Origin of the sequence: Profundicola chukchiensis, assembly GCF_029664245.1 — a bacterium.
Taxonomy (GTDB): Bacteria; Bacteroidota; Bacteroidia; order Flavobacteriales; family Weeksellaceae; genus Profundicola; species Profundicola chukchiensis.
Genome location: NZ_JANAIE010000004.1, coordinates 182188 through 206784 on the forward strand (window position 1 = coordinate 182188; position 24597 = coordinate 206784).

Annotated in this window: 13 protein-coding genes; 8 read left to right on the forward strand and 5 right to left on the reverse strand. The window is 35.6% G+C overall.

From position 1 onward, the window contains the following. Positions 1-53: 53 nt before the first annotated feature. The 4 genes from NLM59_RS07240 to NLM59_RS07255 form a co-directional block, all read right to left on the reverse strand. Complete coding sequence (locus NLM59_RS07240; RefSeq protein ID WP_304417093.1) at positions 54-1316, reverse strand: MgtC/SapB family protein; 1263 nt, start codon at positions 1314-1316, stop codon at positions 54-56. Between the two features lie 297 nt (positions 1317-1613). Continuing rightward, complete coding sequence (locus NLM59_RS07245) at positions 1614-1805, reverse strand: cold-shock protein (protein WP_304417094.1); 192 nt, start codon at positions 1803-1805, stop codon at positions 1614-1616. 499 nt (positions 1806-2304) lie between these two features. Beyond that, complete coding sequence (locus NLM59_RS07250) at positions 2305-3660, reverse strand: DEAD/DEAH box helicase (protein ID WP_304417095.1); 1356 nt, start codon at positions 3658-3660, stop codon at positions 2305-2307. Between the two features lie 1145 nt (positions 3661-4805). Beyond that, on the reverse strand, positions 4806-6206 hold the full coding sequence (locus tag NLM59_RS07255) for a pyridoxal phosphate-dependent decarboxylase family protein (protein WP_304417096.1): 1401 nt from the start codon (positions 6204-6206) through the stop codon (positions 4806-4808). A 1540-nt stretch (positions 6207-7746) separates the two neighbouring features. Here NLM59_RS07255 and NLM59_RS07260 point away from each other — a divergent pair. From NLM59_RS07260 to NLM59_RS07295, 8 genes are all read left to right on the forward strand, one after another. Further along, positions 7747-9708: a DUF2779 domain-containing protein gene (locus tag NLM59_RS07260; RefSeq protein ID WP_304417097.1), complete on the forward strand. Its 1962-nt coding sequence runs from the start codon at positions 7747-7749 to the stop codon at positions 9706-9708. Between the two features lie 729 nt (positions 9709-10437). Beyond that, positions 10438-11991, forward strand: a complete 1554-nt coding sequence (locus NLM59_RS07265; RefSeq protein WP_304417098.1) for a hypothetical protein — start codon at positions 10438-10440, stop codon at positions 11989-11991. A 684-nt stretch (positions 11992-12675) separates the two neighbouring features. Further along, the gene (locus NLM59_RS07270; RefSeq protein ID WP_304417099.1) at positions 12676-13593 is read left to right on the forward strand and encodes an SdiA-regulated domain-containing protein; all 918 of its coding nucleotides are present in this window, start codon (positions 12676-12678) and stop codon (positions 13591-13593) included. An 11-nt stretch (positions 13594-13604) separates the two neighbouring features. Then, entirely contained in the window at positions 13605-17258 is a 3654-nt protein-coding gene (locus NLM59_RS07275) for a metallophosphoesterase (RefSeq protein ID WP_304417100.1), read from the forward strand. A 20-nt stretch (positions 17259-17278) separates the two neighbouring features. Continuing rightward, positions 17279-18442: a Pycsar system effector family protein gene (locus tag NLM59_RS07280; protein ID WP_304417101.1), complete on the forward strand. Its 1164-nt coding sequence runs from the start codon at positions 17279-17281 to the stop codon at positions 18440-18442. Between the two features lie 28 nt (positions 18443-18470). After that, the gene (locus tag NLM59_RS07285) at positions 18471-20819 is read left to right on the forward strand and encodes a hypothetical protein (RefSeq protein WP_304417102.1); all 2349 of its coding nucleotides are present in this window, start codon (positions 18471-18473) and stop codon (positions 20817-20819) included. A 21-nt stretch (positions 20820-20840) separates the two neighbouring features. Continuing rightward, entirely contained in the window at positions 20841-21692 is an 852-nt protein-coding gene (locus tag NLM59_RS07290; RefSeq protein ID WP_304417103.1) for a phosphatase PAP2 family protein, read from the forward strand. A 1420-nt stretch (positions 21693-23112) separates the two neighbouring features. Next, positions 23113-23580, forward strand: coding sequence for a hypothetical protein (locus NLM59_RS07295; protein WP_304417104.1), 468 nt, complete (start codon positions 23113-23115; stop codon positions 23578-23580). Positions 23581-23766: 186 nt separating this feature from the next. On the opposite strand, the gene NLM59_RS07300 is transcribed toward NLM59_RS07295, so the two are convergent. Continuing rightward, positions 23767-23943 carry a hypothetical protein gene (locus NLM59_RS07300; protein ID WP_304417105.1) on the reverse strand — a complete coding sequence of 59 codons (177 nt, stop codon included), beginning with the start codon at positions 23941-23943 and terminating at the stop codon, positions 23767-23769. Positions 23944-24597 lie beyond the last annotated feature (654 nt).

Sequence of the window (24597 nt, forward strand, 5' to 3'; positions counted from 1 at the left end):
GCATTACTATCGCTAAAATTACAAAGAAATGATTGGAATCAAGGATTTGGGTTTTAAAAATGCCAAGTCTCTGGCCACAACCAAATCATTAATAATCCCACAATTATAGATAGGAGCATAGCCGCACCTAGATAAAGTGTTAGTTTTCGATTCCCTAAAACAGCAACAATCACAATCTTAAAAGCAAAATTGGCTAAAACACCTGTCATGATAAGTCGCCAACCTAATTCAGTAGCCATTCCTCCTTTAATGGAATTGGCCAAGGAAAGCGTGATGGCATCTTTCTTAGCCAAACCACCTATAATCGATACAATATAAAGTCCGCTATTTCCAAACTCTTTCTCTGTAAAGGCTACAGCTAATAGAATTAAACCATATAAAATTCCAAACACAAAAGCACTTTTGAATTGCGCTGGGTTTTTAGGCTCGGGCATTTCTTCTTTATTTTCATCTTTAGAAATGGTATAAAATAATATCACAGAAAGAATCGTCATAAAAATAAAGAGAACCACAAAGGGAAGGATAAGTTGCGGAAGTTTTTGTGGAACAACAATTCCAATCTCTACAATAACCCGAATGATGGAAACGGTTACAGCTGCAAGAATTACAAAAGCAGCGACCTTGCTAATCGATTGGGTGCTTTTAGAATAGCGCGCATAACTCACACTGGTTGCCGTACTACTAATAACACCTCCGAGAATTCCATTGGAGATCATCCCAGCCTTTTTTCCAACCCATTTGTAGACAAAATACCCTAGAATACTTATTCCAACAATCAGTGTGACCATCAACCAAATATCATGTGGATTCAAGACATCGAGCGGACCATAGGTTTCATTGGGCAAAACAGGTAAGATTACCAAAGAAATCCCTACAAAAGTCATTATTGCAGATAGGTCTTTGTCTTTAAGACTATCAATGAAATTATGCAGCGTTTCTTTAATATAGAGTAAGACAGCCAAACTTCCCCCAATTACCACGGCAATGACTTGATCGCCTAAGACCAAATAAGACCCAATGGCGAACATGAGTAATAAAGCCACTTCTGTGGTTTGCCCTACCGATGTATCAGGTTCTTTTTTGGATTGCACATAATTGGCCATTAGCATCAAGGAAGTAATAGCCAGACCAAAGGCAGGTAAAATATAAGGATTGTCGAAATCGCGGGTGAGAAAACCAGCCACAACACCCAAAATAGCCACCAACGTAAAAGTTCTAACGCCAGCCATTGCATTATCAGTCGTCTGCCGTTGTAAGCCTACCAATAGCCCTAAACCAAAGGCAATTCCCAATGTTATTAAGTCCTCATAATTCATAGATTGATTTAGACTCAAAATCTATACTAAATATGAGATTTAGCTTGTGAATCGTAAAATATTTTAAATTTTAACAATTAACTTGATAATTATTAAAGCTGAAGAGTACATATTCAATATTTATGTGCTTAGCCTTAAGGCCATTAATAATCAATTCTTTTTAAAATAAGAAGAAACGGATTGGGTTGGGATGTAGCGGCATAATTACTTCAAAAAACTAGGAACAAAAAAAGGAGATCATTACTGATCTCCTTGTGTACTTTTATAACACTATCGCTGGGATAGTGAATAATGGGTTTAGTCTATAACTTCTACGTTGATAGCGTTTAAACCTTTTCTACCTTCTTGTGTGTCAAAAGAAACTCTATCGTTATCTCTGATTTCTACGTTTAAACCTGAACTGTGAACGAAAATTTCTTCACCTGATTCTGCTGTAATAAATCCGAATCCTTTTGTCTCGTCGAAAAATTTTACTGTACCTTCTTGCATTTTAATTTAATTTAAATGATTAATAATTTTTACAAAAAACCGCCTATATAAAACAAAGCATTAACTAAAATGCACCATGCATCTTTGATAAGTAAACACTAATAAAAAGTAATTGTAAAAATTTAATTGGAAAGAGAGTAAAACTCGAAATACTAATTGCACTAAATACTATACTATAAAACTATGTAGGTGTTTTTATGTGATGCAAATATAGAACGGATAATCCACTCCACCTAATGTTTTATTGAATAATCTTATTAAAACTAAAAAAATCTATAATTAAAATCTATTTTTATGCAGCTAAGTCTTTTAGCTTTAGCCTATTAAAGAATTTTAAAAATAAATAAAATATTTTGATAAAATAGTGGCCAATACAAGCAAAATCAATCAATTATTCAATTTAGCATCCAAATTAAGTTTAAGAATGACTGATAATCCTCTAAAATTTTAAAATAAAGTCCATCTTAAAAAATAAATTGAAGTAGAAGAGGAGTCAGCCTTATCGCTTTCTCTTCTTCTTTTTCATATTTTGAATCTTATCACCACGACGAATTGGCTTCTTGAATTTCTCTTTCATCTGATCACCATAGCTTTTTCGCTTAGCATTAGATTTTTTATTCTTAGCTGCTTTCTCATGAAAAGAAGCCCCTGGAATAAAATCTACATCATTATAAAATGAAACTTCCTCTTTCGGCTTGTCTTCCTCCTCTGGCGTAAGTTCTCGAGAAACCTCAACCTCAGCAGGGAATTCATTTAAAGGAATCTGATAATTCATTAAGTTCTCAATATCAGTTTTTAACTCCATTTCAGCTTCGCTAAACAACAAAATGGAATTTCCTTTATGCTCTGCACGTCCGGTTCTACCAATTCTGTGAATATAGTTTTCTGGATATCTTGGCACATCAAAACTAATCACTGTATCAATCTTGTCGATGTCAATACCACGAGAAATTACATCCGTTGCAATAAGGATTCGACTCTTGCCTTCCACAAAATTCTCAATAGCATGCATACGATGACTTTGGGTTTTACGAGCATGAATCAATGAAGTATCATCTTGGAAGTCCAAAGTTTCGTAAAGTCGGTCTGCTTTTATTTTAGAAGAAACGAAGATTAAAACCTTAGAGAATTTCTCTTCATCGCTTAATAGGTAATTCAACAAATTAGCTTTCGTATAGAAATTGGCCGCTTGATAAGATGATTGACTAATATTTTCTAATGGAGTACCACTAATAGAAATAGTTTCTTTTAAAGGATTGATCAAGAAACCTCTAATCATTTCATCTACATAAGTAGTCATAGTTGCGGAGAATAAAATATTCTGACGTTTTTGAGGAAGAAAACTAAAGATATTTCTCAACTGTGTTCTAAAACCAAAGTCAAGCATAATATCAACCTCATCAATCACTAATTTCTTGATTGAATTTAAACGCAAAACATTGGTCATGGCCAAGTCATAAAGTCGCTGTGGCGTACCAACAACCACATCTACACCTTGTGCAATCGCCTTTTTCTGCGTATTCATGTTCGTTCCACCATAAACAGCCTCAACACGACAATGAATATAAGGCGTAAGTTTTTCGATTTCTTTAACCGTTTGAATCACCAATTCCCTGGTAGGAACTAGGATTAAAACCCTAGGATGTGGCTGCTCTGAATAACTTAAGTCCTGAATAATAGGCAGTAAGTAAGCAAAAGTTTTACCTGTACCTGTTTGTGCAATCCCCACGAAATCTCTTCCAGACTTAATAGGAGCATAAGCCGCGGATTGAATAGGCGTAGGCTTGCTGATACCAAGATCGCTAAGGGCATTAACTAATTGCTTTTTTATTTTGAAATCATCGAATGTGTTCATTCTGTCGTAATATTTAGGCCAAAGTTGTCAGTCTTTGGGCGGAATTAATTCTAAACTTTAACCGAAAAAGAATTTTCGATTAATTAATAGACCAAGACAAAATTGAGGATTGAGTTTTAAATCAAGTAATTATGAATCTTAAAATCTAAAAATTTAGAGTTCACAAAACTAATACTTTTTTGAGTAGGAATTGGTAGAGGGTACTTGGAAATAGGTAATTGGTGTAGAGTGGAGGGTCAGGAGTTTAGGGTTTATTGTTCGCTGTTCAGCGTTCTCAGTTCCCTGTTTCTCTTTTTATAAATAGGGTTATCAAGCTAAGACGCATGTCATTCCGGGCTTGACCCGGAATCTAGAAAGTTTATTCGAAGAATATTTTTGATCTGTAACTTAAAGATCTAACTCAAAGCAAGCTGCTCCACTTTTAAGGGGAGCTGTTCGTAGGACTGAGGGGTTCTAGAATTTAGTTTAGGGTGGAGAGTTTATAGTTCTCGGATCACTGTTTAGTGTTCAAAGTTCTGCAGCGTGTACTTTAATTTAGAATTTAAAATTCATAATTTCCTCTCTTGTCTAAGTTTTCGATACATTTTTGCTTCACAAAAACACTCAAACTGACAAGAGGCTTTTCGACTCAATTAGTATTTAGACAATATTAAACTACTTTTAAACCACCCTTAAACCACCCTTAAACCACGTTAACAGAAGATTCCACATCAAGTGCGGAATGACCTTTCAAAGTTTTATTGTTAAAGCAAGACGTATGTCATTCTGAGTTTGACTCAGAATCTCATCTAATTAATCTATCATGTTCATTTTTGCTTGATCAAAAACACTCAAGCTAACAATAGGCCTTATGTTTTCTGTCACATTGAGTGGATTTTTCCTTAGAAAAATTTGTTTCGAAATGTCGACAGAAAGAGAGCTTGACGTCCTTCGTGCTTCTCTTGTCTAAGTTTTCAATACATTTTTGCTTCACAAAAACACTCAAACTGACAAGAGGATTCAAGTCTTAAGCTACTTTTAAACAAGCCTTAAACCACGTTAACAGTAGAATCCACATCAAATGCGGAATGACGCCTTGGATTTAGACTTTGTCTTGAATAAAACTTAAACAATATTAAACTACTTTTAAGCCACCTCAAATCTCCTTACTCCATAGTACTTAAAATACCTTCAATATCCTCAACGGTTGTGTCTGGATTAATAAAGCAGAATCTAGCACAGGTCTCATAGGTCTTGTCTTTTTTCTTCCATTTAGTAGGAGTAACTAATGCATAACCATCTTTGTGGTTTTTATAAGTCCAGTTTCTGTAATCTTCTGCTTTCCATCCTTTTCTACGGAATAGAACACAACTTAAACTAGGTTCTCTTACTAATTCTAAATCAGGATGTTCTGTTATCTTGTCTCCTGCGATTTGTGCTAGCTCTAACCCGCGATTAATAGCATTCTCATACATCTCTGTTCCGTGCATAGCTAAAGAGAACCATAAAGGTAAACCTCTCAGTCTACGGGTCAACTGAATTTGATAGTCCGAAGGATTAAACCCATCTGCACCTTCATCCTTAAAAATCTCTAAATACGATCCTTCTTGTGCATGTGCTTCTTTCGCTAAAGATGGATTTTTATAAATCACCGCACCACAATCATATGGTGAGAACAACCATTTATGTGGATCGATGGTTACACTATCTGCGTGTTTAATACCATTAAAAAGTGGACGAGTTTTAGAAGTTGCTAAGGCTCCACCACCATAAGCCGCGTCTACGTGAAACCAAATGTTTTCTTTCTTACATACGCTTGCAATGCCATTTAAATCATCAATGATTCCCGCGTTAGTTGTACCTGCTGTAGCAACAATAGCAAAGGTTCTAGCTCTATCTTCTGGATTTAATTGGTCGATGTAATTTTGTAATTCATTAGCTTTTAATTCTTCTTCTGATTCAATCAAATAAACATCGGCATCTATTACCTTACCAATGGCTTTAATAGAAGAGTGTGCACCAGATGAAGTAATCAATAAACCTCTCTTTGAATCATTTCCAGAATTGTTTTTACGCCAAGTTTCTCTCGCTGTCACTAGGGCAGATAGATTCGCAGCTGTCCCACCACTGGTAAACACTCCAAAAGCAGGTTCGGGCATCCCGGTAAGAGATACCAACCATTCCATAGCTTGGTTTTCAGCGAAGATTCCTCCAGCACCTTCCATCCAATAAGCCCCGTGAATAGAGGATGCAGAAGTTACTAAATCGAACATGATGGCCGCTCTAGAGGGTGCAGCCGGCACGAATGCCAAATGTCTAGGATGGTCAATCACTGTACACGCGGGAGCAAGAACTGTCTTCCAAAGATCAAAAGCTTTTTCTCCGCCTAAACCTTTTGCGGTAATCGTTTCGCCAACTTTTTCTTTTAAAGCCTCTGCAGATTCAAAATAACCTAAATCTGGGTCGGTATCAGTAATACGACCAATCACATATTTCATGATGTCTAGGGTCATTTCGATTAAGTTGATATCGATATTGTGAAGCTTATGTTGCTGTGGAGTGCTCATTTTATAAAATTTGCTGCGAAGATATAAAGATAGGCTGATTTAAGAGGTTTGAATGAATCTAAAATTTGTCATTGTTTTCTACTTTTTTAGTGTCTCTGTCACATAAAGGAGTTTTTCTGGAATGAGAAAAATGTATGGAAATATCAATAGAAAGGAAAGAGGACGTTATTTCTTTTTAGTATTCATCGAAAAAGCAAGTCGTATGTCATTCTGAGCTTGACTCAGAATCTCATCTTTTTTATCCTTCATGTTCATTTTTGCTTGATCAAAAACGAACCAAAAAATCAATCAGAAATAATGTTTTCCCGCTTGTTGAGCATTTTGTCCTTCTGATATAATTTACGTGGCGGGAACATGGATGATCATCGGCTTGCCTTCCCAAGGCCAAAACAGCTAAGGCCGCGGACGCGCACGCTGAACACCATTAAACATAGATTTCTGAGAGGCTTCGTGGTTTGGTTTAGGGTGGAGAGTTTATAGTTCTCAGTTCTCAGTTCACTGTTCAGGGTTCAAAGTTCTGAAGTGTGCATAATAATTCAAAAATCTACGTGTGAGCTTTATTAGTGTCTAGCCTCGTAGAGGCGAGATATTAATAGCTTCATCAAATGGAAGGCGTAAAAAAGCTCCGTAGGAGCGACATTGATCAACTCGTTTTAAGTGTCGCTCCTAGGGAGCTCATTTTGGTATTCGTAAGTTTTAAATTATTAATATTCCGCTCCTAACGGAGCTGTCTTTTTTCTGTTTAGAGTTCTCAGTTCGCTGTTTTGAAACATGTAGAATAATCCAAAATTTAGAATTTAAAATTCAATATTTCTTCTCTTGTCTTAGGCTTCAATACAATTTTGCTGCGCAAAATCACTCAGCCTGACAATTGGCGTTTTATTTTCTGTCACATTGAGTGGATTTTTCCTTAGAAAAATTTGTATCGAAATGTCGACAGAAAGAGAGCTTGACGTCCTTCGAGCTTCTCTTGTCTAAGTTTTCGATACATTTTTGTTTCACAAAAACACTCAAACTGACAAGAGGCTTTTCGACTCAAGTAGTATTTAAACAATATAAAACTACTTTTAAACCACTTTAATAAAAGATTCCGCATCAAGTGCGGAATGACGCTTTGGATTTAGACTTAGTCGTGAGTAAAACTTAAACAATATAAAACTACTTTAATAAAAGACTCTGAATCGAGTTCAGATTACTCTTTGGATTTATACTTCTCGGGTTACTCAAATACATGTCATTCCGGGCTTGACCCGGAATCTAGTTTGTTTATTCGAAGAATATTTTTGAGCTATAATTTAAGGGATTTATTCGAAGCAAGCTGCTCCACTTTTAAGGGGAGCTGTCCGTAGGACTGAGGGGTTCTAGAATTTAGTTTTGGGTGAAGTGTGTAGTGTTTAGGGTTCCGAGTTCAAAGTTGGCAGTTCTCAGTTCTGTTGCAAAATGACTCTGATTGAATAGATGCCCAACTCCTAAAATACTTTTCATCTTAATTAAATTTTCTATATTTTTATTCAACTCATCTTTTAATGAAATTAATTTTATGCGACTTCTTACCAAATCTCGTTTTAAAATGGGCTTAGAATGCCCAAACAAATTATACTTTACTCAAAAGTCCGATTATGCAAACCAAAAGTTTGAAGACACTTTTTTGCAAGCCTTAGCTAAAGGTGGTTTTCAAGTGGAGGAATTAGCACGAATGCATTTCCCCGAAGGTGTTTTGGTGGAGAGTGATTCTTGGGACTACGAAGAGTTGGCATTTAAAACACAAGAACTTTTACAACGTGAGAATGTGGTCATTTACGAAGCTGCCTTTATGTATAAAGGTCTGTTTGTAAGATCGGATATACTCGTTAAAAAAGGAAATGATATTCAATTAATTGAAGTTAAAGCTAAGTCTTATAACGCCTCAGATGAAAATACTTTTATTGGGAAAAGAAGTGGATTAGTTGCAGGATGGAAGCTATATTTATTCGATGTGGCTTTTCAGAAATATGTCATGCAAAGTGTTCAACCGAACTGGAATATTAAATCCTATTTTATGCTCGCCAACAAAGAGGCTTCGGCCAGTGTTGATGGATTGAATCAAATGTTTCGAATTACACAAAAAGCCAATAATAGAACCGGAATAGAAAGAAGAGTTGAAAGTCTTTCTGAAATTGGAAATTCAGTTCTAGGACAAGTTGAAATCACAGAAATTATTCAAGACATATTAGATAATAAACACACAATATCAGACGACTTTTTGTTTGAAGAAGCTGTTCATACTTTAAGAGATGCCAATCTAAAGGATCATTACTTGAACTTTCCAACCTCTTATCGTGCATGTAAATCTTGTGAATTCAAAGCAACCGATGAAGATGAAGCAAAAGGATTAAAATCTGGTTTTAAATATTGCTTCCAGAAACAGCACTTTTGGAAGGCGTCTGATTTTAAGAAACCTAATATTTTTGATATTTGGAACTTTAGAAGAGGTGCTGATTTATTTCAAGAGGGCAAAATATTCAAGGAGCAACTGACTTTAGAAGATATTAATTATGAGGAAGCTGCAGGGAAACTTTCTACTTCAGAGAGACAATGGATTCAGATTACGAAATCCAGAGAAGAGGACGAAAGTATTTGGGTAGATAAAGAAGGACTTCAACAAGAAATGGACTCGTGGACCTATCCTTTGCATTTTATTGATTTTGAGACCAGTACCGTTGCCTTGCCATTCAATAAAGGAAGACGGCCTTATGAACAGATTGCTTTTCAGTTTTCTCATCATATATACTATGAAGATGCTAGCATAGAACACGCTTCTGAATACATAAACAATCGCGCAGGTGAGTTTCCAAATTTTGATTTTTTAAGACATTTAAAACTAGCCTTAGAAAAACAACCGGGAACAATTTTTAGGTTTGCTGCCCATGAAAATACTATTTTAAATGCGATTTATGAACAGCTTAATAACTCTGATGAGGTAGATAAAGAAGAGTTGATTGAGTTTATTCAACATATTTCAAAAAGTACAGGAAAAAGTGCTGTCCAATGGGAAGGTGAACGAAATATGGTTGATTTATGTTTAATGGTGAAACACTTTTATTATAATCCGTATACCAATGGTTCCAATTCAATTAAGAAAGTTTTGCCAGCTGTTTTACATAGCAGTGAGTTTTTAAAACAAAAATATTCGCAGCCTATATCGCAAATACAATTGAGTAGTAAAAACTTTGATGCCGACCATGTTTGGCTCAAATTAGAAGCTGATCATGTGGTAAACCCTTACGATTTATTGCCAGAAGTTTTTGAGGGGTGGACGGACGAAGAATTAGGAGAAGTTTTATCAGAGGTATATGATGTAGCGGATGGAGGTGCTGCATTAACGGCTTATGCTAAATTACAATACACTGATATGAGTGAGGCTGAGCGCGAGCAACTTACAAAGGCTTTATTAAAGTATTGTGAGTTAGATACCTTGGCGATGATAATGATATTTGAGCATTTCAAGGAGATTTTGGAATAGAGTGTAGGGTTTATTGTGCGTGGTTTAGAGTTCAGAGTGACACTCCGTTTTTATACTTCTCCGAATACCCAAGCGCATGTCATTCTGAGATTGACTCAGAATATCATCTAATTAATCTTTCTTGTTCATTTTTGCTTGATCAAAAACGAACCAAAAAATCAATCAGAAATAATGTTTTCCCGCCTGCTTAGCTTTATTACCTATCCCCTTTAATTTCCGAGGCGGGAACATGAGTGATCATCGGCTTGCCTTCCCAAGGCCGAACTGCTAAGGCCGCGGACGCGCACGCTGAACATCATTAAACATGGATTTCTGAAGGGCTTCGAGGTTTGATTTAGGGTGGAGAGTTTAGAGTTTAGAGTTCTCAGTTCAAAGTTCTGTAGCGTGCATAATAATTTAAAGTTTTACGTGCGCGCTTTTTTAGTGTCTAGCCTCGTAGAGGCGAAATATTAATAGCATCATCCAACGGGAAATGCAATAAAGGTTTATAGGAGCAGCCTGTGCTCTCCATTCGAAGATAACAAGTAGTTCATGGATAAAGAAGAATTGATACCTAGAAAATTTTAAGAAAAGCTTTTAGAAGTATTAAACAATCGTTAATCCAAGCGAATATCTATGCTGATCCGTATTTACTCACTAGATTAGGGTATTCAAACCTGCTTAGGTAGGTTAATCTTCTTTATAGATATCATTCAAATAATCCAAGTAAAAAATTATAAACAAGTATATATGAGTAAATTTTTTAGAATGTTAGGAATGTTCACCTTCATAGGAGGGGTGTTGGTCGCGTGTAGTGACGATGACGATTTTTCTAGCGGAAATGGATCTGGAGGACAAACACCAGAGATTCAAAGTGCACAAGGTATTTACAACCATTTAGACGATGATAAGGGATCTTTCAATATTACGTTATCCTCAGAAGATGTAGATTTTAATTTAAGCTTTATTTCCGATAAAGTAGCAGATGAAGAATTATTAGATCCTATTTTAAACTCAGAGTCTTATTCCGTAAGTACTTCAGGGGAGAAATATACACTAACTACGGAAACCAATTGGATTCAGAATGATGATTTATCTCTAGTGACTTCAGGTAATTTAGATGTTACATTTAATAATGAGATATATACAATTGAAGGAACCTTATTAGATGCGTCGAATAACGAATACCACATTGATTTCACTGGACCTATTGATATTGAACCCGTATATGACGTAGCTTACGAAATTCAAAATGGTTGGTATTGGGGAGATAATCCTTTTGAATATCCAGGAGTCGGTGAGTACATGAGTTATTTTGTGCAAGGGGAAGCAAATAGCTGGGGTGAGTTGGAAGGAGATGGTTATTATATGGATTTATCTTTCTTTCATGAATTAGCGGCTAGACCTTGGGAGGCTCAAATTCCTAATGTTACTTATACTGCATCAACGGATTACGAAGTAGGGACTTTTCATATTGCGACAGAAGAAGAAATATCTAATGGAGAACCTCTATATAAATATGCCTCATTGCAACATGTTGATTCAGAAGCTGGTATTAATAGGGCTGTATTTGTAACTGGAGGAAGTATTAAGGTTTTAGAAGTTGGAGAACATCAAGAAGTAAGGTTTAATCTTGAACTACAAGATGGCACTCGTCATATCGGTAAGTATACAGGGTTCGTAAGACAAGGAGATGAGGTGACTGTATCAACTTTTACTTCAGACCGAGCTATTGAAAGCTTAACTCATGGTTATTTAGAATTCAAAGGTGAATCTCCAATAGCTGGCATGGATAATAATAGATGGAATTTATATTTATTAAATGAGAATGTAAGCATCTCTCCAGATAGTTATTGGTCTTCTCAAGGAACAGGAGAATATATGCGTTTAACTTTGTACACATCAGCAGATGAAGTTAATGATATCCCAGAAGGAACTTATCCTATTGGAGAAGAAGTAGCTGGGAACGCTGGTATTGGTTCAGGAATGGAGTTGGGATTAGATTTTGGAACTTGGTATTATGAATTGAGTAATGATAATACAGTCAATTATGCTCCGATTAAATCTGGGGATATCGTAGTCACTAAAGAGGGTGATATTTATAATATAGAGATTAATGTGCAGGATGATCGTGAAAATACAATCACAGCAAACTATTCAGCTGCATTAACATTTATAGATAATCCAAACCCATGGAGAAGTCAGTCTAATCAAAATTCTCCAATGATTAAGTCTGCTAATAAAGAGAAGGTTTCTAAATCTTATACTTGGAGAAAAGAAAGCCGAAGAAAGATGGCTAAGTAAAATTTTTAGAATATAAATATATTAAAGGTTCAATGCTATTAAGGTATTGAACCTTTTTCTATTGATTTCATTTTAGGTTAGTAAAAAGGGGTTAGTTTAGAGAGCGCACATCGGAGTTCAGGGGTCTCAGTTCACTGTTAGTCCATTCATAAATAGGGCTGTCAAGCCAAGGCGCATGTCATTCCGGGCTTGACCATGAATCTAGTATGTTTATTCGAAGAATGTTTTTGATCTATAATTTAAGGGTTTAACTCGAAGCAAGCTGCTCCACTTTTAAGGGGAGCTGTCCGTAGGACTGAGGGGTTCTAGTTATTAGTTTAGGGTGGAGTGTGTAGTGTTTAGGGTTCGCAGTACGCAGTTGGCAGTTCCTGGTTTTGACTTCTCCGTTCTGTTGCATTCAGGTTAATTCAAAATTTAGAATTCAACATTCAAAATCTCCACTCTTGTCTAAGTTTTCGATACATTTTTGTTTCAAAAAAATATTTAAATTGACAAGAGGATTCACAACTTAAACAATATTAAACTATTTTTAAACAACCCTTTAAACCACGTTAACCAAAGATTCCGCATCAGGTGCGGATTGACGCCTTGGGTTTAGACATTCACGTTATTAAAGTTTAAACTACTTTAAACAACAAGGCCTTGGCTTTAATACCCGCATTTTTTGACGTAAATTTGCAGCCTATGAGCTCTAGGTTTCTGTATATCATTTTCATCTCTTTCGCTTTATTTTCTTGTAAAAGTAAAGTCTCAGTAGATGGTAATCTTAAATCAGCGAATTTTATTAGCCTTAAGACACACCAAACTAGCTATGATTTCACCCAGCCTAAGCTATTTGAACTTGAGCGTTCGTTAGAAGAAATCTCTGGGCTGACTTATGATTCTATCGAAAAGGTACTTTGGACGCATAATGATGAGGAGGGAGTTATTTTTAAGCTTAATCCTAAAAACGGAAAAGTATTAGATAAAGTTAGTTTTGCTAAGAGCGGCGACTACGAAGGGATTACACTTTATCAAGATCAAATTGTGATTGTTAATAGCGCTGGGAATTTATTTTTCTATGATCCGAAGACTCAAGAGACCCAAAAAATTAAAACAGATTTAGGAAAACGAAATAACGTTGAAGGACTCACCTATGATACGCATCAAAATGTATTGCTCTTAGCTTGTAAAGGTGAACCGATTGATTACGACAAAGACTATCCACATAAGGCGATTTATAGCTTCGATTTAAGTTCGAATAAGTTGGACGCTAAACCTTATATGAAAATCAGCGAGGAGGCTTTAATGAACTACTTAGCGAAGGAGTTAGAAAGCCAAAAAATGTCTGACAAACAAAAAGATAACTTAGAAAAACGTCTGAAAGCCTTTGCTCCATCAGGGATTGAGATTCATCCGGAGAGCCGAGATATTTATATAATCTCTGCACGCGGAGGAACATTAGCCATTTTTGATACTGATAAACAAATTAAACAACTTATCTTTTTAGATAAAAAAGCCTTGCCACAGGCGGAAGGAATTTCATTTGATGCCGATCATTTATACATTAGTAGTGAAATGAAAGGCATAGGTGGAAGAATTCTTAAATTCAAACGCCCTTAATTGGATTGCTTATGATAAAATATTTACCTCTTTTATATTTATTTCTCATTGTCCAAAGTTGTGCTACCTACGAAACACAGTATGCGGCCGATGAAAGCATGGAAGCTATTTCTTCTGATGCCGAAGTTTTGCATTCCTTTTATTTAATTGGCGATGCAGGGATTCGTTATACCCAAGATGTTGTCTTGAAGGATGTACTAGAAGCTTCTAAAGACGCTGGAGAGAATAGCACTTTATTATTCCTGGGTGATAATATTTATTGGAAAGGTATGCCCGCAGAGGATCATCCAGAGCGAGAAGAGAAAGAAATCATCTTAGTCGCACAAATTGCGCTAGGCAAGCAGTTTCCTGGCAACACCATCTTTATTGCAGGTAACCATGATTGGTATTCGGGATTAAAAGGATTAGAACGTCAGCGAGAGCGCGTACAAGAGACACTTGGTAAAAAGAGTTTTTATCCTAATGATGGATGTGGTTTTAAACGCATCAAAATGGGCGATGAGTTAGTGTTAATCGTTATCGATTCACAGTGGTATATCACCAATTGGGACAATCACCCGACCATGAACGATGATTGTGATATTAAAACCAAAGCTCAATTTTGGGAAGAAGTAGAAAGCGAAATCAAGAAAGCGGATGGTAAAACAACTTTAATCGCTATTCACAATCCGGTGTTGACTAACGGTTCTCACGGCGGACAGTATTCATTTAAATCTCATATGAAACCTCTACCAGTTTTGGGGAGTCTTAAGAATTTATTCAGAAAGACAGGAGGCGTGAGTAATACCGATAATCAAAATAACATATATCGTGAGTTGAGCGATCGTCTTAAAGCTTATTCTCAGTTTGGGAATAAAGTCATTTTTGCTTCAGGACATGACCATAACCTACAATTCATTCAAAAAGATAATGTTACTCAGATTGTTAGCGGTTCAGGGGCGAAGAAAAGCGCTACACGTCTTACGAATGGCGGTAAGTTTAGTAGCTCCGATCAAGGTTATGCTAGACTAGATGTGATGAAGGATGGTTCGTCTCAAGTTCATTTCTATTCGAGTGATTTAGGAAAAGAGATTTACGCAGCGAAAATATTTCCAGAAAATAAAGAATATAAAGAGCCGGAATTTAAAGAGATTCAAACCCAAGCAACTGCCAAGATTTACGAAGATGATAGATTGAATAAATCTAAGTTCTACACTTTTATTTGGGGTAAAAGACATAGAAAGCACTACGGAACTGAAGTTACTGTTCCTTCGGTAGATTTAAGCACCTATCATGGGGGATTAACTCCTGTAAGAAAAGGAGGTGGTCATCAATCGAAGTCGTTGCACATGGTGAACCCAGAGGGTAAGGAATATGTGATGCGCGCGTTAAAGAAAAGTGCAACTCAGTTTATTCAAGCCGTAGGTTTTAAGGATCAATATGTACAAGATTCATTTAATGAAACTGCTACAGAAGACTTAATTCTAGATGTGTTTACGGGAGCTCATCCATACGCACCTTTCACGGTGGCTGGATTATCAGAATCGATAGGTGTTTTATATGCCAATCCAACTTTAGTCTATGTTCCAAAGCAGAAAACCTTAGGTAAATACAATGAAATCTTTGGGGATGAATTGTATATGATTGAGGAAAAAGTAACCGATGGTCATGGCGATTTGGAAAGCTTTGCAAATGCAGATGAGGTGATTAATACCTACGATTTATTTAAACAAATTAGAAAAGACGAGGATAATCAAGTAGATCAGCGAGCTTTCTTAAGAGCACGTTTGTTTGATATGGTGATTGGTGACTGGGACAGACATTACGACCAATGGAAATGGGCTGTAAAAAACGATGGTAAGAAAGAAACTTATGTCGCTATTCCGCGAGATCGCGACCAAGCCTTCTCGAATATGTCAGACGGTTTGTTGATGGGATATCTTACCCGAAGTATTCCGAACTTAAGCCTTATGCAGAAGTATACTGCAGAGCCTCGCAACATCAAAAGGTTTAACCTAGAGCCTTATCCGCTAGATGTGGCTTTATTACCTGATATGACGATGCAAGATTGGCAAGAAGAAATTGCTTTTATTCAAGAGAACTTAACCGATGAGGTGATTGAGCAAAGCATGAGCGTAATGCCAAAAGAAGTTCAAGACGAGTCATTTACCCATATTGTTGAAACCCTTAAAAAGAGAAGAGATAACCTGTCTAATTATGGGATGGAGTACTTTGAAGTAGTCAACAAAACTGCTACGATAACAGGAACTGATAAAGATGATTTCTTTGAAGTTCAAAGATTAGCAGACGGCTCAACAGAAGTTTCGGTGTATAGAATTAAAGGAGGAGAAAAGAAAGATAGATTTCACCACAAGGTATTTTCTCCTGAGTTTACCAAAGAGATTTGGTTGTATGGCTTAGATGATAAGGATGTGTTTCATGTCTATGGTGACGGAAAAGCAAAGATTAAAGTTAGAATCATTGGTGGACAAAACCATGATGTTTATAAGATTGAAAACTCTAGAAGACTTAAGGTTTATGATTATAAATCAAAGAAATCCACTTTTGAGAATAAGAACGTAAATAAGCGCTTGACCGATCATTATAAAACTAATGTGTACGACTATCATAACATCAAGTATAATAATTTAGTTTGGGCATTTCCTGCATTAGGGTATAATCCAGATAATGGAATTATGATTGGACCTAGTTTGACATATACGGTAAATAATTTCGAACAGAATCCATTCTCTCAAAAGCATCAAGCACAATTAAAATTCTTTACGGCTACCGAAGGTGTTGAAGTGAGTTATTTAGGGGAATTTGCGCGCGTATTGGGAGGTGCGAACTTAATCCTTGAAGGACTTTACCAAAGCCCGTATTATAGTAAGAATTTCTTTGGTTTTGGAATGAATTCCGTTTATAATGATGAGGTCGCACTGGATTATAACAGAACCTTGGTAGAGGAATTTAGATTTAAACCTTCCTTAAAACTGCAAAAGCAAAATGGTCAGTTTTATCAATTAGGTTTAAGCTATCAAAGTATGGAATTAGATAAAACAGCGAATCGTTTTGTTTCAGAAACCGACCAGATAGAAGAAGCTGCCTTTAGTCAGCAGAACTTTGTGGGCGTGTTTGGACGTTTTAATTATGAAAACAAGGACAATCCTGTCTTCCCAAGTTTAGCGATGTTGTTGAATGTAGAAGCAGGTTATAAAGCTAATTTAGATCGCGACGGACATGGCTATACCTATATTCATCCAAGTTTAGGTTTTAGTCATAAATTAGTACCAAGCGGGGATTTGGTTTTAGCCACTTTGTTTAAGGCTCAAATCAACTCTACAGAAGATATAGAGTATTATCAAGCGGCTAGTATTGGAGGAGATAATGGTCTAAGAGGTTTCCGCAACCAAAGGTTTACCGGTAAAACTAGTTTTACGCAATCCTCTGATCTTCGTTGGAAAGTAGGAAGTCTTAAAACTCCGATTCTACCTATTAGCTTTGGTATTTATGGTGGGTTTGATTACGGACGTGTTTGGAGTGATTATGACATTTCAGACATTTGGAAAACTTCATATGGAGGAGGTGTATTCCTGCATGGAGCAGAAAAGGTAGGGCTAAAAGCATCCTATTTTAGGTCAGAAGATGGCGGTAGGTTTGTGATTGGTGCTGGCTTTGGATTCTAAAAATTTAAGTAAATTGCAAAATGAATTTAGTTCAGAAATCAGAAGGCTTTGTTAGAGATTATTTAGCTCAAAATCTATCTCCTGATATATTATATCACAACATTACCCACACCGAGCGCGTGGTGCATAGAGTAGTGGAATTAGCTCAATGGGAAAATTGTTCGGCAGAGGATAAGGAATTATTGACGCTTGCGGCATGGTTTCATGATGTGGGCTATGCAACTCAATTTGAAAATAATGAAATTGTGGGGGCACAGATAGCTGAAGAGTTTTTTAAATCAGAAAACTTAGCAGCTGATAAAATAGAAAAGATTAAATCTTTAATCCTGGCCACCATTCCCAAGTCAGAGCCTAAGACTTTGCTAGAGAAAATAATGAAAGATGCCGACTGCAGTCATGTCGGTTCGGAATATTTCTTTGATGTATCTACGGCCTTAAAAACAGAACTAGAACTACACCAACATCAGAAAATTAAATCTGCGGAGTGGGATCAAGGTAACCTAGAGTTTTTAGACGAACATCAATTCTTTACCACCTCAGCAAAAGAAAACTGGCAGGCACAAAAAGATAAAAACCGATTGAAGTTAGAAGAGAGAATTCGAGAGAGAGAAGAAAAGTTGGCAGATAAAAAGAGATCCAGAAAAATGGGACGTGGGGTTGAAACGATGTTTCGTGTGACCTTAAAAAACCACATGGATTTAAGTGCTATTGCCGACACCAAAGCCAATATTTTACTTTCCATCAATGCCATTATTATTTCGGTGGCGATTGCTAATTTACTACCTAAATTGGATTCCATTTCCAATACCTTTTTGGTCTACCCAACCATGGTATTATTGTTCTTTAGCGTAGTTTCCATCATTCTGTCGGTGTTGAGTACGCGTCCGAATGTCTCTAATGTGCATGTGACGAGAGAGATGATTAAGAACAATCAAAGCAACATTTTATTTTTCGGAAACTTTAATAAAATGTCGCTAGAAGAATTTGAATGGGGCATAGAATATTTAATAGAAAATCAAGATACATTGTATAATTCGCTTACCAGAGATTTATACTTTTTGGGATTGGTATTAGAAAGAAAATACCGACTATTACGCATTACCTACAATGTATTTATGATTGGAATTGTATTAAGCGCCCTAGCATTTGTCGTGAGTTATTTCATGATAGCAGAAGTTTCATAGTATTAAAAAAGATAGGATAAGAATGACTATGAAAAATGAATTTGATAGCGGAACTTTCCAAATTAGAACCTCGTTTAGACATTTGAAAAATCTATTTGAGGAACAAAAGGAGAGTACCAATTCAATACAAAGATTACAAGCTGAATGGGCCTTAAAAGTGTTTGAGGAACATCCAGCCTTAGTAGAGGGTTTTGATAATATGGAGGATTTGAGCCGACATCAAGAACCTATAAATGAACTGATGAGCTTTTTGTTTCAAGAGTCTTTAACCTCCAATGAGATTAAATCGGCCTTGAACCCACTTTCCAGTCAGAGTTTTTATGATTCTCAACGCATGCTGAATCTAAAACAGGATTCTGTAGACGGGATTCATTTAGATTTTTTGCACATCTACGAGGAAAGTACCAACTTCTTGAACTTGATGCCTTATAGCATTATTCTCAATAAGTATTATAAATACCAAATCGACTTCAATCGTCCGATTACGGTTCCGGTTGAATTAAAAAATGGCGATAGAAAAGTTTTTAGAATCACCTACAATGGAGATTTTATTTCTATTCAACCTAATGAGAATGCGATAGAAATCACCGAAGAAATCTTAGATAAGTTATTAAACAATACCCACGACCGTGAGCTTTGGGATTATTATTTCCCTAAAGAAAGTTGGCGTGTCGAAGGCTTTGGTTTATTGACCATGGTAGATGTTACTCTAGACGATCAAATCAATGGTTTTAAAGAGCATTTGATTGGTTCTACGGGGGATTTCACCTATCAGACCATGCAGGATTATGTTAGGAAGATTCTGAATATTCCGGATTTGTACATTGGTACGACCATGTTAGAGAATGAATTGCTGGTTCCTGGTTATGATGGTGGCTTTCCAACAATTATGCTTTCCAACGAAGAAAGCTGTGAGTTTGATAAGTTAGGTTGTAAGATGGTGAAAGAACAATTGCTTAAACACCAAGAAATCTTTATCATTCCTAATATAGAATTATATGCTGCCGAGCATCCAGAGAATCGTTTGCGTCAAAATATGCTTAAAAACGGTCTTAAGAGTTTAGCCTTAATTCCATTGGTGATTGATGGTCGTGTACAAAGCATTATTGAAATCGGTGGTTATGAGAAAAACCAAATCAACGAGATTAGCATTGTTAAAATAGATGATATTTTACCTTTTGTTAAAAGTTATGCAAAACGCTCCTTGCATGGTATCAAGGATAAAGTAAATGCCATTATTCAAGAGGAGTGTACATCTATCCACCCGGCCGTAAAATGGAAGTTTGAAGAAGAAGCTTATAGATTTTTAGCAGAACAACAAGGCGGTAAGAATCCTATTTTCCAAGAGATTGTATTTGAGAAAGTATATCCACTCTATGGACAAATCGACATTGTAGGCTCGTCGGCGGCTCGAAATGAAGCGATTCAGCATGACTTAAAAGCTTTATTAAAGGAAAGTGTGCTAATTCTTGAAGGGGTGACGGTGAACAAGAACATGCCTTTCTATGAGCAGTTGCTACACGAGGCCAAGCGAAATCTATCTTTGGTAGAGAACGCGATTTATACCAACACCGAACAGATTATTTCTAATTTCTTTGAAATGCGAATTCTGCCGGTTTTAAAATATTTTGCCGAATATACACAAGAGTCTAAGCGAGCAGAGAAATTCTTGAATTCATTAGACGAAAACCAAACGATCTACCACGCGCGTAAGCAATATGATGCTACGATTGATGCCATCAATCAAGGTTTGGCGCAATTCCTAGATGAAAAACAAGATGAAGCTCAAGCCATTTTCCCGCATTATTTCCAGAAGTATAAAACCGATGGCGTGGAACATGATTTATATGTAGGACCTTCGATCAACAAGGATCATAGATTCCATGAAAGTGCGTTATATAATCTGCGCATGTGGCAAATGCAAATCATGTGTGAGATGGAGGCGAGGTATTATGCCATGCAAGAGAATTATCCGATTAACTTAAAGGTGGCTTCGTTGATCTTTGCCTATGATTCGCCGATGAGTATTCGTTATCGTATTGATGAGAAGAAATTCGATGTAGATGGCGCGTATAATGTGCGTTATGAAATGATTAAAAAACGTATCGATAAAGCACATATCAAGAATACCAACGAAAGATTAACCCAACCGAATAAATTAGTTGTGGTATATTCCAACTCTAATATTGAGCGTGAATACATGTCTTACTTTAAGTTTTTACAAGCCAAAGGCTATGTTGGACCTAATTTAGAGATTGTGGAATTAGAAGATCTACAAGATGCGGTAGGCTTAAAAGCCATTCGTGCCGATATCAATTTAAATTTAAAAGAGGAAGAGGAGTTTTATAGTCTAGAACAGGTGAAAGTTAAACCCTAACAACAAGCATAAACAGCGCGTATGAAATATATTTTATTCTTTTTAATGTTGAGTTTTTCACTATCAGCTCAAGAAAACACAGCGCTAGATTCGCTGGCACAAGACAGTATTCCACAGCAAACCAAAGGCAAGAAATTCCTTTATGACATGGGGAATGTATTTGGTGGAATGGGTTATGCCTACACGCGCCCTTTGCATTGGGAAGGCAAGCAATGGAAACAAGCCGCAGGTATCTTGGCAGGAACAGCTTTATTGGTCTTGGTAGATGAGCCAGTAAATGAGTTCATGACCGATCATAGAGAAGACGTACCTAAGGCAGTCAGAGATTACGGATGGTACTACGGAAGTCCACAAAACAACTATATGCTGACGGGAGCGGTTTATCTAACAGGATTGTTCACCGATAATGAAAAGCTTAGAAGAACAGGAGTTTTATTAATCTCTTCAGCTTCAGCGGCAGGTTTATTACAACAAACCAGTAAATACACCTTTGGACGTGCACGACCAAGAAGTGGCGATAGCCCAACGACTTTCAAACCTTTTGAAGCCGACAAGGATTATCATTCATTTCCATCGGGGCATATGATTTTAGCCTTTACCAATTCCTATGCGATTTCTAAACAATTCAAGAATCCATGGGTTAAAGGCGGAATTTTATTGGTAGGATCTGTGCCAGGTATTTCTAGATTATGGGAGGGTGCGCATTGGTTGAGTGATGTAGCCTTGAGTGCTGCTATCAGTATTGTTACGGTAGAAGCCATCGACAAATACCTAGACCATAAATACGCAGAAAAATACAACGAAGGCGGAAAACAAGTCAGCTGGAATCTGATGGTTAAATCCAATCAAATCGGCGTAGTGATTAACTTCTAAGTTTAAATTTTAAATTCTAAATGTTGAATGATGAGTTGTTCAGCATACTTCAAAACGTTGAACTACCAACTGTAAACAGAGAACCTAAAACCCTAAACTCTACACTTTCAACCCTAAACTAAACCCCGAAGCGTCACTCTGAACTTGATTCAGAGTCTTATTGTAGTAGGGCAAAGGTTGCTTAAAAGTAGTTTAAAAATTGCTTAAGACGTAAATCCTCTTGTTAGTTTGAGTGTTTTTGTAAAACAAAAATGTATCGAAAACTTAGACAAGAGAAGAAATGATGAATTTTAAATTCTAAATTTTGAATTATTCTGGAGGCTGCAGAACGTTGAACCGTAAACTGAGAACAACGAACCGTGAACTCTAAACCCTACACTCTCCACCCTAAACCAAACCAGCATTTCGATACAAATTTTTCTAAGGAAAAATTCTCCTCCATGTGACAGAAAGCATAGTAGATGCTGAATCAAGTTCAGCATGACACACGTCTTACTCTAATAATAAAGCTTCAATCCTGAGCCAGGCACGGGAGGACTCCTCTGTTAATTCTCAGATTATTAATTAAAAAGAATTTTACAAACACAATCCTATGAAGTGTGTAAGTTTGGTTGTTTTTTTAACAAGTTTTCAGGTGTTTTCAATGAACGTTATTCTTCTAAAAGAGATGAAACAATTATAGCTGTGCAGGTATTGAAATAAATAGTATTTGGCCTTACGTTCCATTTTCTGTTTTGATAAAGGTTATTAGAACAGTACATCGATCACTTTTATGGTTCCTAATTAGCATGCGATGGACTAAACTCCCATTTTCAGACCTTGTTTTTGGAAGAAATTCTATAACCATATAAGTTATTGTTTTGTTTCCGTAAACAGTTAATTCTTTTATACCTTCAATAAAAGCAATTAATTTTTTTGGTTAAGCCAATCGTTAGAGTAGACTCCATCTTTATCAATTAAAAAGCAGTCTGAGGTTTAAATATATAAAACAGTTCAGATGTAAGAATATAGAATACCAATTAGTTAAATGGGAAAAGTTTTTGAATCATATAACTTGTAATATAATTTGCACTAAAGTATATCTAGATATGTTTTTTGGTAATTAGCTATTTATATTAAGTGTTGTTTTGGTTTATTCTATTTAAATATTGAAGTGAAACTTCAGATTAACAACTTATAAGAAATAAGAGACGGATTTCGAAAATATTTACAAGTAATCAAGGTGTTGTATTCCTGTATGTTTTAGATATTCAATTTAGTATTTTACGTCCAAATGCTTTAAACTTCCATAGGCAATTCTTTTCCTAATAATTAAATAGAACTTGCCCTTAAGCAATTATTTTATTTTGATGATTCTATATTAAAAATATTTTAAAATTTTGTATTTTTATAATTAGGTTTTAATAATAATTTAATTAGTATGAAAAAAGTTCTTTTACTTTCAGTGGTTTTGTTTTTATCATCTTTTGTTTTTAGTCAGCATAAAGATGAATTTGGCTATGATTACAAACTTAAAAATGGTTATAAAATATTCACACCAACATGGAACAATATATTTAATTCGGTCTCTATGCCTTCACATATCTTTGAGGAGCTGATGACATTATATAATTATAAATACAATAACAATTTTGAATCCTATGTTCTTCAAAACCCGACAGGTCAAGGTATTTATACCGTCAAACAAGATAATAAAGGAATGACATTTGCTTGGTCAGGAGCTATTTTAAAAGCAAATGATTTAAGAGAAATTATAAATAAGTATTTCGTTAGTACAATTAATGGAGTAGATAATTATGTCGTTAACACAGGGAATGAAGGGAGAGTAATTATAAATATTAAAGACAAAAACTCTGATGCGGGATTTGTTATTTTTAGAGTGGAATAAAATAAATATGAAAAAGCTTATTTTATCATAGACTCTAGTAATCAATATGATTGAAATTAAATCTCAAAGCGTAAGCTATGATAAGCTTATAAATATGTCGTTAAAAATGCAATTTATAAGGCTACTATTTTTCGTACTACATTCTCCATCATGCTTAATTAGAATATTATTAGGTTGGGTGTAGGGTCAGTAAGCCTTGTAATTGTCTACTTTAGAATAAGCATTTACGATAGATGGTTGTTTAAAGTTAAACAATAAGTGAACTATTTGATTCCCCATCGTTCCATTCAGACCTTTTTCCATTATTAATTGTCTAAGTTCTAAGATTAAGAGTGTTAGAAAATAATCAATTTTAATATCCATGAAGTTCAAACGTTATGGAGGTAGTATTAAGTTTTAATCATTAAATTAAACAGAATAGCCTGAAAGTGATTCAGGCTAATTTTTCTTTCAACCGCATCTTTTTAAAATCTCAGCAATTTCTTCATAATACTCTTTTTTAAGTGAATTTAATGCTAAGTAAGCTTCAAAATTGAGATGTTTAGCGATTTTTATACAACATTTAGTACATATTTTTTTTGGCTTGGAAGTGAAGTTAAATACTTGAGTATAATATTGAAAGTTTTGAAAATTTAGCTTCAGTTCCTCCTAGCTTTAGGCAGACACTAAATTGCTTCTATGATATATACATATATTCTTTTTCAATCATTGATTTCTAAGATCAACGTGGCATTGAATGAGTGATTCTCGCTGGGATTGATGTCGTTTGATTTGGTTTTAGAATAATCTTAATTTTAAGAAAAGATTAAAATAACTCCTTATAATTTTATTAACAAAATATTAAAAGTTCTTGTTGAGATTGCTTTTAATTGTTAAGTTTATTGATTTATAATGGCAATGAACTCACTAGAGAGTTTGTAGATAATGGAAAAGAAAATGAGGATAGGAAATAAGAGATAGTCAATATTAATCTTACTGTTATAGAATGTATAAAAAAGTTTGCAGGAGATTATATCT